This window comes from Streptomyces sp. NPDC002773 (assembly GCF_040295605.1).
Lineage (GTDB): Bacteria > Actinomycetota > Actinomycetes > Streptomycetales > Streptomycetaceae > Streptomyces.
The window spans coordinates 81,843-95,204 of record NZ_JBEOVO010000009.1 but is presented as its reverse complement, the minus strand read 5'-3'; the positions used below and the strand labels follow the sequence as shown (position 1 = coordinate 95,204).

Sequence of the window (13,362 nt, the reverse complement as noted above, 5' to 3'; positions counted from 1 at the left end):
ATGGCTCCATCCTGCTGACCAGAGATGATTGGCGGATCGCCCGCACCGGCGGTCTTCCGCCGGTCAGTTCCTCCCCGGCGCGGGGGACCCGCCTCCCCCGGGCGGGGGAGACCCCACGGCCACCAGGCCCGTCTCGTACGCGCAGATCACCGCCTGGATCCGGTCGCGCAGGCCCAGCTTGGCGAGCACGTTCCCCACGTGCGTCTTCACCGTGTGGTCGCTGACCACCAGCTCCGCCGCGATCTCCGCGTTGGACAGACCGCGCGCGAGCAGCAGCAGCGTCTCCCGCTCCCGGCCCGTCAGCACGTCGAGCCGGGGGTCGGGGCCCGCGGCCGTCCGGCGCGGGCCGCCCGCCGTGTACTGCTCCACGAGCCGCCGCGCCACGGACGGCGCGAGCAGCGAGTCGCCCGCCGCCACCACCCGTACCGCGTGCACCAGATCGTCGCGCCGCACGTCCTTGAGGAGGAAGCCGCTCGCGCCCGCGTGCAGCGCCTCGTACACGTACGCGTCGGTGTCGAAGGTCGTCAGCATCACCGTCCGGCAGCCGGACTCCGCGCTGATCGCCCGGCAGGCCTCGATGCCGTCGGTCCCCGGCATCCGGATGTCGAGCAGCGCCACGTCCGGCGTGAGCCGGCGCACCGCCTCGACCGCCTCCGCCCCGTCCCCGGCCTCCGCCACCACCTCGATGTCCGGCTGCGCGCCCAGGATCATCGCGAAGCCGCTGCGGACCAGTTCCTGGTCGTCCGCGACCACCACCCGGATCGTCATGCCCCCACCTCCGCCGTGGAGGGTACGGGGAGCAGGACCCGCACCTCGAATCCGCGGCCGCCGGGTCCCGGGCCGGTGGTCGCCGTCCCGCCGTGCGCGGCGGCCCGCTCCCGGATGCCGAGGAGGCCGTGGCCGCCGGAGCCGCCCCGCGGGCCGCGCCCGTCGTCGGTCACCGTGACGCGCAGGACGCCGTCCGCCCGGGAGAGCCGGACCTCGGCCGTACGGGCGTCCGCGTGCTTGACGACGTTCGTCAGCGCCTCCTGCACGATCCGGTAGACGCTCGCGCCGGTCGCCGCGGGCAGCGCGGCCCGCACTCCGCCCTCCGTCGTGTACGTGACGGCAAGGCCGCTGCCCCTGACCCGCTCCACCAGTCCGGGAAGCGCGGCGAGGTCCGGCTGCGGCTCCAGGGGCGCGGCGCTCTCGGAGTTCTCGGGGCTCTCGCGCAGCAGCCCCAGCATCTGCCGCAGCTGGTTCATCGCCTCACGGCCGGTCTCCGAGATCGCCTCGAACGCGGCCTCCGCACGCTCCGGTGCCACCCGTACCGCCACCGGGCCGGCCTCCGCCTGCACGATCATCAGGCTCACCGCGTGCGACAGGATGTCGTGCATCTCCCGCGCGATCCTGGCCCGTTCGCGGGCGGCGGCCCGCTCGGCCTCGATCCGGTGGGCGCGCTGCCGGGCGTCCTGGAGCCGCCCGAAGACATAGGCGGCGCCGAAGACGAACAGCGAGAAGGTCAGTTCGCGCACCGACCGGGTGTTGAGCCACACCGAGACCGGCACCGCGACCACCAGGAGCCCCGCCGTCACGAGCCGCTTCCAGGGCGGCGAGAGGAGCGCGATCGTGTAGACGATGACGAGTCCGGTGTACGGCAGCGGCTGCCCCGGCCCGTCCACGGCCACCTTGTACAGCGCACTCGCCACCACGATCGCGAGCAGTACGGCGAGGGGCGCGCGCCGCCGCCAGACCAGGGGCAGCACGGTGAGGGACGTGAGCCCGTACGCGGCCCAGGTCGCCGGTTCGAGGTCGGGCGGGCGCGGCACCACGAACGGCATCGTCATCGCCGCCTGGACGAGCAGCGCGATCCCGAGGTCCACCGCCCACGGGTTCGCGGCGCCCCAGGTCCGGGTCCGCTCCCACCGGCCGCGCGCGTCCGCCCGTATGCCCGCAAGTCCGCCCGCCCGTATGCCCATTACGGCTTGCGGCCCACCGCGCCGAACTGCGCGACCGTGGCCGCCTGGGCCGCCTCCGCGGCGGCGGGGCGCCAGCGGGCGCAGGAGACGATGCCGGGCTCCAGGACGTCGAGACCGTCCAGGAAGGACGTGAACTCGGCGCGGCTGCGGGCGGTGATCGGCGGGGTCGCGTTCTCGTTCCAGAAGGCCATCGCGGCCTTGTTGCCCTCGCCGCCGAGCTCCGGCTCCAGGGTGGGATGCGTCAGGACCAGGTAGCTGCCGGAGGGGACGGCGTCCATCAGGGTCCGCGCGATCGACCGGGCCTCGTCGGTGTCCAGGACGAAGTTGAGGATGCCGAGCATCATCACCGCGACCGGACGGGACAGGTCGAGCGTCTCCCCGGCCGCCGCCAGGATCTTCTCCGGGTCGTGCGCGTCGGCGTCCACGTACTCGGTGACCCCCTCCGGCGCGCTCGTCAGGAGCGCGCGGGCGTGGGTGAGGACGATCGGGTCGTTGTCGACGTAGACGATCCGGGCGTCGGGCGCGACCCGCTGGGCCACCTCGTGGGTGTTGTCGGCGGTCGGCAGGCCCGTACCGATGTCCAGGAACTGGCGTACGCCCGCCTCGGCGGCCAGGTGGGTCACCGCCCGCCCGAGGAACGCGCGGTCCGCGCGCGCCACTTCGCCGATGCTCGGGTAGAAGCCGGTGACCTGGTCGCCGACCGCGCGGTCCACCGGGTAGTTGTCCTTGCCGCCCAGCCAGTAGTTCCACACGCGGGCGTTGTGGGCGATGTCGGTCCGGATCCGGTCGTTCACGCGCGGGCCTTTCGCAGGACGTCGGTGAGTGTGCCGACCCGGTTCGTGGTGACCGAGTCGACCCCGTTCAAGATCAGCTTACGCATGGTGCGGGTGGTGTCCGCCGTCCAGGCCGAGACCAGCATCCCGTCCCGGTGCACCCGTTCGGTCAGCCCCCGACTGACGAGCCCGAAGCGGTAGTTGAGCCACCGCGGCCGTACCGCTTCGAGCAGGATCGGGCGGGGCGGGGCGAGCGAGGTCCAGGTGAGCGCGATCTCGGCGGCCGGGTCGGCGGCGCGCACCTGGAGCATGGCGACGGCCCCGGCGCAGTAGTACACCCGCTCCGCTGCGCCGCACTCGCGGACCGTCCCCACGATGGTGCGGACCGAGTCCTCGTCGCCGCCCGGCAGGTCCAGCATCAGCCGGCGGTCCCCGGCGGTGAGCAGCGCTTCGCGCAGGGTCGGCACCCCGCCGTAGGTCAGCTCGCGGACCTGCTCGTACGAGAGCGAGGCGAGGGGCCGGTCGTGGCGCCACAGGCGCTTCAGCGTGTCGTCGTGGAGGAGGACGGGCACCCCGTCCTTCGTCAGCCGGACGTCGACCTCGACCGCGCCCGCGCCCCGCTCGATCGCCGAACCGATCGAGCGGAGCGTGTTCTCGCGGACGCGGTACGGGTCGCCGCGATGACCCACGACGGTGACGGGCCTCCCGGCGGCTTCCCGGAAGGCGTTCGGGTCCTGGTCCCTGGCGGTGTCGGAGTCCATGGGCCCATTCTCACCGCCGTCAGCGCGCGAGCCGGCAGCCGACGCCGGTCGCCGCGGCCCGAGCCCGCCACCTGCGCCTCAGCGCGCGAGCCAGCCCTCCGTGTACGTGTCGATCTCGGCGGCGATCCGGGCCTTGCCGGCCGCGTCGAGGAACGAGGCCTCCACCGCGTTCTTCGCGAGGGCGGCGACACCGCGCTCGTCGAGACCGAGGAGACGGGCGGCGACCACGTACTCGCTGTTGAGGTCGGTGCCGAACATCGGCGGGTCGTCGCTGTTGACCGTGACGAGCACCCCGGCGTCCACCATCTGCCGGATCGGGTGCTCGTCCAGGGTGGCGACGGCCCGCGTGGCGATGTTCGAGGTCGGGCAGACCTCCAGGGCGATGCGGTGCTCCGCCAGGTACGCCAGGAGCGCCGGGTCCTGGACCGAGCTGGTGCCGTGGCCGATGCGCTCGGCGCCCAGGTCGTGGATCGCGTCCCAGACCGTCTGCGGACCCGTCGTCTCGCCCGCGTGCGGGACGGAGTGCAGACCGGCCGCCCGCGCCTGGTCGAAGTACGGCTTGAACTGCGGGCGCGGCACCCCGATCTCCGGGCCGCCGAGACCGAAGGAGACCAGGCCCTCGGGGCGGAGACCGTCGGTCGTGGCGAGGCGGGTGGTCTCCTCGGCGGAGACCAGGCCGGCCTCGCCCGGGATGTCGAAGCACCAGCGCAGGACGGTGCCGAACTCGGCCTCCGCGGACTTGCGGGCGTCCTCGATCGCCGCCATGAAGGCCCGCTCGTCGATGCCCCGGCGGGTGGAGGAGTAGGGGGTGATGGTCAGCTCGGCGTACCGGATGTTCTGCCGGGCCATGTCACGGGCGATCTCGAAGGTGAGCAGCCGGACGTCCTCCGGGGTGCGGACCAGGTCGACGACCGACAGGTAGACGTCGATGAAGTGCGCGAAGTCGGTGAACGTGAAGTAGTCGGCCAGCGCCTCCGGGTCCGTGGGCACCTTGGAGTCGGGGTGACGCGCCGCCAGCTCGGCGACGATGCGGGGCGAGGCGGAGCCCACGTGGTGGACGTGCAGCTCGGCCTTGGGCAGGCCCGCGATGAAGGGATGGAGGTCGGTCATCAGGTCATCGTAGGCCGGGCGGTTCACTCCACGGGGTGAGGTCGTAGCATGACGGGACCATGATGGGGGAGGCCCATGTCTGAAAACCGAGACCAGTCGCGGGACGGGTACGACCCGGCGGACCCGTGGGCTCCGCCGAACCGGGACGGGGTGGAGCTGAGCAAGCCGGCGACGCCGACGCCGCCACCCGTGCACGACCAGATGACCGTCACGTCGATGCCGGCCGCCAGCGGCCCCGGCGGCGACGTGCCACCGCCGCCGGTGGCCCCGGGCGGCCCGTCGGCCGCGCCCGGTGCGTACGGCTACCCGGCGGCGAACACCTCCGGCGGGTACGGCTACCCGGCGGCCGGCGCCCCCGGCGCGTACGGCTATCCGGCCGCCCCGACCCCGCCGGCGGCCTCCGGGTACGGCTACCCGGGATACGCCCAAACCGGCTGGCAGCAGCCGACCAACGGGTTGGGCATCGCCTCGATGGTGCTGGGCATCTGCGCCGTCGTGCTGTCCTTCTGCTCCTACGGCATCCTCGGCCTGGTCCTGGGCGGGATCGCGCTGCCCCTCGGGATCGTGGGCCGCAAGCGGCACCTGCGGGGCGAGGCGAACAACAAGGGGCAGGCCGTCGCCGGCATCGTGCTCGGCTCCATCGGCATCGCCCTCGGACTCGCGGGCATCGGTCTCATCATCTTCCTCGCCACGAAGGCGGACGAGTGGGACAACACCAGTGAGGATCCCTGGTCGTCGACCGGGACCTCCCTCAGCGCCCCGCGCTGAGTCTTCCGATGCCGCACCGGGCCCCGCACCTCACCGAGGTGCGGGGCCCGACGCGTCTCCCCCGCTCCGCAATCGCTCCCGCGCCTCCATCAGGGCGAAGCCCAGGAGATTCGGGCCGCGCCACCGGGCGGGATCGTGGGCGCCCGGGTCGTCGGCCGCGAGACCGATGCCCCAGACCCGGTCCACGGGGCTGGCCTCCACCAGGACACGGGTGCCCGTGCCCAGGAGGTACGCGCGCAGGGCCTCGTCCGAGGAGAACTTGTGGACACTGCCCTCCACCACGATCCCGAAGCGCTCCCGCTCCCACACCGCCTCGTCGAAGCCCCGCACGAGGCGCCCCGCCTTCTTCGCCTCGGCGGGGGTACGGGCGGTCAGCGCGGCCCGTTCGGCGTCCGCGTCCTCGAAGAGGCGGGCCTTGGCCGCCATCATCCAGTGCTCGGCCGTCGCGTAGGGGACGCCGCCGACCACGAAGCGTGCGGGCCACCACTGGCTCAGACAGCTCGCCGAGAGGCGCCCGTCGGGGTGCGGGCGGTGGCCCCAGAAGTGCAGCCACTTCACCTTCTCACCCCTGTTGACCTGCTGTGTCAGCTCCTCGATCTTGCTCATGCATGCGAGTCTGACAGCCGCCACGGACACTCCGTACGGAGATTTTCGGGGCGCCTCGACACATGGTCGACCGATTCCGTCGCGTAACCAAAAGGCAACAACGGAATCACTTGTTGGTGTGCCGTCCCTCTGTCAGGATCGGCACTCAATTCAGGCTGGGACAACGGAGAGCGTCATGGGCAACCGCTTCCAGGTGACGGACCGCTTCGCGGACGGCGCACAGTACATCGGCGGTCGGCTCCGCGCCGGAACGTCAGATCAGGAACACCACGTCATCGACCCCGCGACCGGGGAGAGCGTCTACACGTACACGCTCGCCTCCACCGCCGACGTCGACGAGGCCGTCGCCGCCGCCAAGGCCGCGTTCCCCGGCTGGGCCGGCGCCACCCCCGGCGAGCGCTCCGACGCGCTGCACCGCTTCGCCGGCGTCCTCGCCGAGTGGGCCGAGGACATCGCCCGCGTGGAGTCCCTCCAGTGCGGCAAGCCCCTCAAGCTCACCACCGAGTTCGACGTCCCCGGCACCATCGACAACACCGCCTTCTTCGCGGGGGCCGCACGCCACCTCCAGGGCCAGTCGGCCGGCGAGTACAGCGGCGACCACACCTCGTACATCCGGCGCGAACCGATCGGCGTCGTCGGCTCCATCGCCCCCTGGAACTACCCGCTCCAGATGGCCGCCTGGAAGATCCTCCCGGCGATCGCCGCCGGCAACACGATCGTCCTGAAGCCCGCCGAGCTCACCCCGCTGACCTCGCTCATGTTCGCGCAGGCCGCGACGGAGGCCGGGATCCCCGACGGCGTCATCAACATCGTCAACGGCGCGGGCCGGACCGTCGGCGAGCACCTCGTCGGCCACCCCGACGTCGTCATGACCTCCTTCACCGGCTCCACCCCCGTCGGCAAGCGGGTCGCGGAGATCGCCACCGCCACCGTGAAGCGCCTCCACCTCGAACTCGGCGGCAAGGCCCCGTTCGTCGTCTTCGACGACGCCGACCTGGAGGCCGCCGCCCACGGCGCCGTCGCCGCCTCCCTCATCAACAGCGGCCAGGACTGCACCGCCGCCACGCGCGCGTACGTCCAGCGCCCGCTCTTCGACGCCTTCGTCGCGCGCGTGGCCGAGCTGATGGAGAGCGTGCGCCTCGGCGACCCCTTCGCGCCGACCACCGACCTCGGCCCGCTGATCAGCCACGCCCAGCGCGACAGCGTCGCCGGCTTCGTCGAGCGCGCCCGCGGCTACGCCACCGTCGTCACCGGCGGCGAAGCCCCGGGGGGCGACCTCAAGGACGGTGCGTACTATCGTCCGACCCTGATCACCGGCGCCGCGCAGGACAGCGAGGTCGTGCAGTCGGAGATCTTCGGCCCGGTCCTGGTGGCACTGCCCTTCGACAGCGACGACGAGGGCATCCGGCTCGCCAACGACACCCCGTACGGGCTGGCCGCCTCCGCCTGGAGCCGGGACGTCTACCGGGCGGGCCGCGCCACCCGCGAGATCAAGGCGGGCTGCGTCTGGGTCAACGACCACATCCCCATCATCAGCGAGATGCCCCACGGCGGCACCAAGGCCTCGGGCTACGGAAAGGACATGTCGGCGTACTCCTTCGAGGAGTACACGCAGGTCAAGCACGTGATGTTCGACAACACCGCGGTCGCCGCGAAGGACTGGCACCGCACGATCTTCGGGGACCGATAGCACCTCGCCGCCGGACCAGCGGCTCACACCATCCCGAAAGGGCACAGCGCATGGAGCAGTACGAGCCCGACAGCCTGTCCGCCGCGCAGACGGCGGCGATACGACGCAGCCTGACCAGTGGCCGGGGAGCACTCAGCCGCCGTTCGATGCTGCGCGCGGGCGGTGTCGGCGCCCTCACGATCGGCGGCCTCGCGTCCCTGAGCGCCTGTGGCATCCCGCCGGCCAAGCGGGAGGGCCAGGGCCCCGAGTCCATCGACGTCTCGGCCAAGGAGAAGAGCCTCGCCTTCTCCAACTGGACCGAGTACATGGACGTCAGTGAGGACGAGAAGGGCCGCCCCACCCTGGAGGCGTTCACGAAACGCACCGGGATCAAGGTCAAGTACACCGAGGACATCAACGACAACGTCGAGTTCTTCGGCAAGATCAAGCCGCAGCTCGCGGCCGGCCAGGACACCGGCCGCGACCTGATCTGCGTCACCGACTGGCTCGCCGCCCGGATGATCCGGCTCGGCTGGGCGCAGAAGCTCGACCCGTCGAACCTGCCCCACGCGTACGCGAACCTCTCCGCCCAGTTCCGCAGCCCCGACTGGGACCCGGGCCGGTCCTACTCGTACCCGTGGACCGGTATCTCCACGGTCATCGCGTACAACGCGAAGGCGACCGGCGGCAAGAAGGTCGACTCGGTCACCCAGCTCCTGGACGACCCCTCCCTGAAGGGCCGGGTCGGCTTCCTCACCGAGATGCGCGACTCGGTCGGCATGACCCTGCTCGACATGGGCAAGGACCCGGGGAACTTCACCGACGCCGACTACGACGCGGCGATCGGGCGGCTCCAGAAGGGCGTCGACAAGAAGCAGATCCGCCGCTTCACCGGCAACGACTACACGTCGGACCTCGACAAGGGCGACCTGGCGGCCTGCCTCGCCTGGGCCGGTGACGTCATCCAGCTCCAGGCGGACAACCCGGACATCAAGTTCGCCATCCCGTCCGCCGGCTACATCACGTCCAGCGACAACCTGCTCGTCCCCACGCAGGCCCGGCACAAGACGAACGCCGAGAAGCTCATCGACTACTACTACGAGCTTCCCGTCGCCGCCCAGCTCGCCGCGTACATCAACTACGTCTGCCCCGTCGACGGGGTGAAGGACGAGCTCGCCAAGATCGACCCCGAGCTCGCGAACAACACGCTGATCCTCCCGGACAAGGCCATGGCCAAGAAGTCGCGCGCCTTCCGCTCGCTCACCAGCGCGGAGGAGACGGCGTACGAGGAGAAGTTCGCCAAGCTGATCGGCGCCTGAGGCCCACGTCGTCCACCTCTCTCACTCCCCTGGGACCACAACCCATGACTGACAACACTGCTCACACTGGAAAGAACACGGGCGGCGGCGACGTCCGTCTCACCGGGATCAGCAAGACGTACGGCTCCTTCACCGCCGTCCAGCCGCTCGACCTGACCGTCCCGCAGGGCTCCTTCTTCGCCCTCCTCGGCGCCTCCGGCTGCGGCAAGACCACCACGCTCCGCATGATCGCCGGCCTGGAGGACCCCAGCACCGGCACCGTCTTCCTCGGCGACAAGGACGTCACCGACCTCCCGCCGTACAAGCGGCCGGTCAACACCGTCTTCCAGTCCTACGCGCTCTTCCCGCACATGGACATCACCGAGAACATCGCCTTCGGTCTCCGTCGCCGCGGCATCAAGTCGGTGAAGAAGCAGGTCGACGACATGCTGGAACTCGTCCAGCTCGGCGACAAGGCCCGCCACAAGCCGCACCAGCTCTCCGGCGGCCAGCAGCAGCGCGTCGCCGTGGCCCGCGCGCTCATCAACCACCCGCAGGTGCTGCTCCTCGACGAGCCGCTCGGCGCCCTCGACCTCAAGCTGCGCCGCCAGATGCAGCTGGAGCTCAAGCGGATCCAGACCGAGGTCGGCATCACCTTCGTGCACGTCACCCACGACCAGGAAGAGGCCATGACGATGGCCGACCAGGTCGCGGTGATGAACGGCGGCCGGGTCGAACAGCTCGGCCACCCCGCCGACCTCTACGAGAACCCGAAGACCACCTTCGTCGCCAACTTCCTCGGCACCTCCAACCTCATCGAGGCCGAGGTCGTGGAGACCGGCGCCGACGTGGTGGTCACGGCGGGCGGCGGCAAGCTCCGCGTGCCCGGCGACCGCTGTACCTCCGCCGTCCGCCAGGGCGGCAAGGTGCTCGTGGGCGTCCGCCCGGAGAAGATCTCGCTCGCGCACGCCGACGACGCGGGCTCGATAGCCGACGGCCGCAACCGGGTCACCGGCCGGATCGTCGACTCCTCCTTCATCGGCGTCTCCACCCAGTACGTGGTGAACAGCCCGGCGGGCGCGGAGCTCCAGGTGTACGAGCAGAACATCGAGCGGGACGCGCGTCTCGTCCCCGGCGCCCAGGTCGTCCTGCACTGGAACCCGGCGCACACGTTCGGGCTCGATGCGGCGCAAGACATCGACGCGGGCGTGGAGACGGTGGAGGACGCCGGATGAGTACCTCCACCCTGACGAAGGAGGCGCCGCAGCCGGTCGAAGAACCGGTTCTGCGCAAGCCTCCCACCCGCAAGCGGCTCGTCCCCTACTGGCTGCTGCTCCCCGGCATCATCTGGCTGCTCGTCTTCTTCGCGCTGCCGATGATCTACCAGGCCTCCACCTCGGTGCAGACCGGCTCCCTGGAGAAGGGCTTCGAGGTCACCTGGCACTTCCAGACCTACTGGGACGCCTTCAAGGAGTACTGGCCGCAGTTCGTCCGCTCCCTGCTGTACGCCGGGACCGCGACCCTGCTCTGCCTGCTGCTCGGCTACCCGCTGGCGTATCTGATCGCCTTCAAGGCCGGCCGCTGGCGCAACCTGCTGCTCGTCCTCGTCATCGCGCCCTTCTTCACCAGCTTCCTGATCCGCACGCTGGCCTGGAAGACGATCCTCGCGGACGACAGCGTCGTCGTGGACGTGCTGAACACCCTGCACGTCCTGGACGTGACCAGCTGGATCGGCTGGACCGAGGGCGACCGCGTGCTCGCCACCCCGATGGCGGTCGTCTGCGGTCTCACGTACAACTTCCTGCCCTTCATGATCCTGCCCCTCTACACCTCCCTGGAGCGGATCGACGGCCGGCTGCACGAGGCCGCGCAGGACCTGTACGCCTCCCCGGCGACCACCTTCCGCAAGGTGACCCTCCCGCTGTCGATGCCCGGCGTCGTCTCCGGCACCCTGCTCACCTTCATCCCGGCGAGCGGCGACTACGTCAACGCCGAACTGCTCGGCTCCACCGACACCAAGATGGTCGGCAACGTCATCCAGTCGCAGTTCCTCCGCGTCCTCGACTACCCGACGGCGGCGGCGCTCTCCTTCATCCTCATGGCGATCGTGCTTGTCATGGTCACCGTCTACATCCGCCGAGCCGGAACGGAGGATCTGGTCTGATGCGCTGGATACGACGCAACCTCGTCGTCATCGCGGGCCTGCTGACGCTCGCGTACATGATCCTGCCGAACCTCGTCGTGATGGCGTTCTCCTTCAACAGGCCGAAGGGGCGCTTCAACTACTCCTGGCAGGAGTTCTCCCTCGACGCCTGGAAGGACCCCTGCGGCGTCGCCGACCTGTGCGAGTCGCTCTCGCTCTCGCTCCAGCTGGCCGCCTGGGCCACCGTCGGCGCCGTCGTCCTCGGCGCGATGATCGCCTTCGCGCTGGTCCGCTACCGCTTCCGGGCGCGCGGCGCGATCAACTCGCTGATCTTCCTGCCGATGGCGATGCCCGAGGTCGTCATGGCCGCTTCGCTGCTCACGCTCTTCCTCAACATGGGGATCGAGCTGGGCTTCTGGACGGTCCTCATCGCCCACATCATGTTCTGCCTGTCGTTCGTCGTGACGGCGGTCAAGGCCCGGGTCATGTCCATGGACCCGCGCCTTGAGGAAGCCGCGCGCGACCTCTACGCGGGACCCGTGCAGACCTTCCTGCGCGTCACCCTGCCGATCGCCGCGCCGGGCATCGCCGCCGGCGCCCTGCTGGCCTTCGCGCTCTCGTTCGACGACTTCATCATCACCAACTTCAACGCGGGCTCCACCGTCACCTTCCCCATGTTCGTCTGGGGCTCGGCGCAGCGTGGCACCCCCGTGCAGATCAACGTCATCGGCACCGCGATGTTCGTCCTCGCGGTACTGGTGGTCATGGCCGGGCAGATCATTACGAACCGGCGCAAGAAAACAGCAACAGCCTGAGCAATAGGCAGCTCAGGCACCGAAGGAGTTGGAAACCATGGCCCCAGTCGCCATGCGTCTCGCTGCACAATCTCTCTCCGACGCCCAGCCCGTCCCCTTCTGGCTGGAAGACCCCGGCAAGCCCGGCGCCCTGCCCGCCCTCACCGGCACCGAGAAGTGCGATCTCCTCGTCGTCGGCGGCGGCTACAGCGGACTGTGGACCGCGCTCCTCGCCAAGGAGCGCGACCCCGGCCGGGATGTCGTACTGATCGAAGGCCGCGAGGTGGGCTGGGCCGCCTCGGGCCGCAACGGAGGCTTCTGCGCCGCCTCCCTCACCCACGGCTTCGGCAACGGGCTCGCCCGCTGGCCGGGCGAGCTGCCGAAGCTGGAGGAGCTCGGCGAGCGCAACCTCGACGGCATCGAGGAGGCGGTCGCCCGCTACTCCCTGGACTGCGACTTCGAGCGCACCGGCGAGCTGGACGTCGCCACCGAGCCGCACCAGGTCGAGGAACTGGCCGAGGTGTACGCGGAGATCGACCGGCTCGGTCTCGCGGACGGCCTCGAACTCCTCGACCGGGACGCCGTCCGCGCCGAGGTCGACTCGCCGACCTTCCTCGGCGGCCTCTGGGACCGCCGCGGTGTCGCCATGCTGAACCCGGCCAAGCTGGCCTGGGGCCTCAAGCGCGCCTGTCTCGACCTGGGCGTACGGATCTTCGAGAACACCCCCGGCCTGGAGCTGGTCTCCGTCGGCGCCGGCATGGGCGTGCGCACCCCGTACGGCCGGGTCGTCGCCCGCCGGGTCGCGCTCGGCACCAACGTCTTCCCTTCGCTGGTCAAGCGCGTCCGCCCGTACACCGTCCCGGTCTACGACTACGCCTTGATGACCGAGCCGCTCAGCCCCGAGCAGCTCGCCTCCGTCGGCTGGAAGAACCGGCAGGGACTGGGCGACTCGGCGAACCAGTTCCACTACTTCCGGATCACCGCCGACAACCGCATCCTCTGGGGCGGCTACGACGCGATCTACCCCTTCGGCGGGAAGATCAGCGCCGAGATGGACCACCGCCCGGAGACGTACCTCAAGCTGGCCGAGCACTTCTTCCGCTGCTTCCCGCAGCTGGAGGGGCTCCGCTTCAGCCACGCCTGGGGCGGCGCGATCGACACCTGCTCCCGCTTCTCGGCCTTCTTCGGTACGGCGTACCAGGGCAAGGTGGCGTACGCGGCCGGGTTCACCGGCCTTGGCGTCGGCGCCACCCGCTTCGGCGGGGACGTGATGCTCGACCTGCTCGCGGGGGAGCGCACCGAGCGCACGGACCTGGAGATGGTCCGCTCCAAGCCGCTGCCGTTCCCGCCGGAGCCGATCGCCTGGGCCGGCATCGGCATCACCAAGTGGTCGATGGCGCGGGCCGACGAGCGCGGCGGGCGGCGCAACCTGTGGCTGAAGGCCTTGGACCGGATGGGCCTCGGCTTCGACAGCTGACCCAT

13 protein-coding genes are annotated in these 13,362 nt (G+C 70.8%); 7 read left to right on the top strand and 6 right to left on the bottom strand.

Annotated elements, in window-relative coordinates:
* Positions 1-63: 63 nt before the first annotated feature.
* The 5 genes from ABT034_RS14295 to ABT034_RS14275 all read right to left on the bottom strand — a co-directional run bounded on the left by ABT034_RS14295 (position 64) and on the right by ABT034_RS14275 (position 4,602).
* Positions 64-768, bottom strand: a complete 705-nt coding sequence (locus ABT034_RS14295; RefSeq protein WP_351214830.1) for a response regulator — start codon at positions 766-768, stop codon at positions 64-66.
* Positions 765-1,958: a sensor histidine kinase gene (locus ABT034_RS14290; RefSeq protein WP_351214828.1), complete on the bottom strand. Its 1,194-nt coding sequence runs from the start codon at positions 1,956-1,958 to the stop codon at positions 765-767. The genes ABT034_RS14295 and ABT034_RS14290 overlap by 4 nt, the downstream gene beginning before the upstream one ends.
* Positions 1,958-2,752, bottom strand: a complete 795-nt coding sequence (locus tag ABT034_RS14285; protein ID WP_351214826.1) for an SAM-dependent methyltransferase — start codon at positions 2,750-2,752, stop codon at positions 1,958-1,960. The genes ABT034_RS14290 and ABT034_RS14285 overlap by 1 nt, the downstream gene beginning before the upstream one ends.
* Positions 2,749-3,492: a glycerophosphodiester phosphodiesterase gene (locus tag ABT034_RS14280; RefSeq protein ID WP_351214824.1), complete on the bottom strand. Its 744-nt coding sequence runs from the start codon at positions 3,490-3,492 to the stop codon at positions 2,749-2,751. The genes ABT034_RS14285 and ABT034_RS14280 overlap by 4 nt, the downstream gene beginning before the upstream one ends.
* Positions 3,493-3,570: 78 nt before the next feature.
* Positions 3,571-4,602, bottom strand: a complete 1,032-nt coding sequence (locus ABT034_RS14275) for an adenosine deaminase (RefSeq protein WP_351214822.1) — start codon at positions 4,600-4,602, stop codon at positions 3,571-3,573.
* A 75-nt stretch (positions 4,603-4,677) separates the two neighbouring features.
* Here ABT034_RS14275 and ABT034_RS14270 point away from each other — a divergent pair, with 75 nt between their 5' ends.
* Positions 4,678-5,370, top strand: a complete 693-nt coding sequence (locus ABT034_RS14270) for a DUF4190 domain-containing protein (RefSeq protein ID WP_351214820.1) — start codon at positions 4,678-4,680, stop codon at positions 5,368-5,370.
* 30 nt (positions 5,371-5,400) lie between these two features.
* Here ABT034_RS14270 and ybiA read toward each other — a convergent pair whose 3' ends face one another.
* The gene (ybiA, locus tag ABT034_RS14265) at positions 5,401-5,976 is read right to left on the bottom strand and encodes a riboflavin biosynthesis intermediates N-glycosidase (protein ID WP_351214818.1); all 576 of its coding nucleotides are present in this window, start codon (positions 5,974-5,976) and stop codon (positions 5,401-5,403) included.
* A 175-nt stretch (positions 5,977-6,151) separates the two neighbouring features.
* Here ybiA and ABT034_RS14260 point away from each other — a divergent pair, with 175 nt between their 5' ends.
* From ABT034_RS14260 to ABT034_RS14235, 6 genes are read left to right on the top strand one after another with little or no spacing between them, the layout of a single operon-like run.
* Positions 6,152-7,666 (top strand): gamma-aminobutyraldehyde dehydrogenase, encoded by a 1,515-nt coding sequence (locus tag ABT034_RS14260; protein ID WP_351214816.1) that lies wholly within the window; start codon positions 6,152-6,154, stop codon positions 7,664-7,666.
* 50 nt (positions 7,667-7,716) lie between these two features.
* Positions 7,717-8,964, top strand: coding sequence for an ABC transporter substrate-binding protein (locus ABT034_RS14255; RefSeq protein ID WP_351214814.1), 1,248 nt, complete (start codon positions 7,717-7,719; stop codon positions 8,962-8,964).
* Between the two features lie 44 nt (positions 8,965-9,008).
* Entirely contained in the window at positions 9,009-10,178 is a 1,170-nt protein-coding gene (locus ABT034_RS14250) for an ABC transporter ATP-binding protein (RefSeq protein WP_351214812.1), read from the top strand.
* A complete protein-coding gene (locus ABT034_RS14245; protein ID WP_351214810.1) occupies positions 10,175-11,107 on the top strand; it encodes an ABC transporter permease in 933 nt (310 codons plus the stop codon). The genes ABT034_RS14250 and ABT034_RS14245 overlap by 4 nt, the downstream gene beginning before the upstream one ends.
* Entirely contained in the window at positions 11,107-11,901 is a 795-nt protein-coding gene (locus ABT034_RS14240) for an ABC transporter permease (protein WP_351214808.1), read from the top strand. Before ABT034_RS14245 ends, ABT034_RS14240 begins: the two co-directional genes overlap by 1 nt.
* Before the next feature lie 37 nt (positions 11,902-11,938).
* Positions 11,939-13,357 (top strand): NAD(P)/FAD-dependent oxidoreductase, encoded by a 1,419-nt coding sequence (locus tag ABT034_RS14235; protein ID WP_351214806.1) that lies wholly within the window; start codon positions 11,939-11,941, stop codon positions 13,355-13,357.
* Positions 13,358-13,362: the final 5 nt, after the last annotated feature.

Bases quoted from the DNA above. Each gene is read 5' to 3' on its own strand.
- ABT034_RS14295 (WP_351214830.1), bottom strand. From the start codon at position 768: ATGACGATCCGGGTGGTGGTCGCGGACGACCAGGAACTGGTCCGCAGC.
- ABT034_RS14290 (WP_351214828.1), bottom strand. From the start codon at position 1,958: ATGGGCATACGGGCGGGCGGACTTGCGGGCATACGGGCGGACGCGCGC.
- ABT034_RS14280 (WP_351214824.1), bottom strand. From the start codon at position 3,492: ATGGACTCCGACACCGCCAGGGACCAGGACCCGAACGCCTTCCGGGAA.
- ABT034_RS14275 (WP_351214822.1), bottom strand. From the start codon at position 4,602: ATGACCGACCTCCATCCCTTCATCGCGGGCCTGCCCAAGGCCGAGCTG.
- ABT034_RS14270 (WP_351214820.1), top strand. From the start codon at position 4,678: ATGTCTGAAAACCGAGACCAGTCGCGGGACGGGTACGACCCGGCGGAC.
- ybiA (WP_351214818.1), bottom strand. From the start codon at position 5,976: ATGAGCAAGATCGAGGAGCTGACACAGCAGGTCAACAGGGGTGAGAAG.
- ABT034_RS14260 (WP_351214816.1), top strand. From the start codon at position 6,152: ATGGGCAACCGCTTCCAGGTGACGGACCGCTTCGCGGACGGCGCACAG.
- ABT034_RS14255 (WP_351214814.1), top strand. From the start codon at position 7,717: ATGGAGCAGTACGAGCCCGACAGCCTGTCCGCCGCGCAGACGGCGGCG.
- ABT034_RS14250 (WP_351214812.1), top strand. From the start codon at position 9,009: ATGACTGACAACACTGCTCACACTGGAAAGAACACGGGCGGCGGCGAC.
- ABT034_RS14245 (WP_351214810.1), top strand. From the start codon at position 10,175: ATGAGTACCTCCACCCTGACGAAGGAGGCGCCGCAGCCGGTCGAAGAA.
- ABT034_RS14240 (WP_351214808.1), top strand. From the start codon at position 11,107: ATGCGCTGGATACGACGCAACCTCGTCGTCATCGCGGGCCTGCTGACG.
- ABT034_RS14235 (WP_351214806.1), top strand. From the start codon at position 11,939: ATGGCCCCAGTCGCCATGCGTCTCGCTGCACAATCTCTCTCCGACGCC.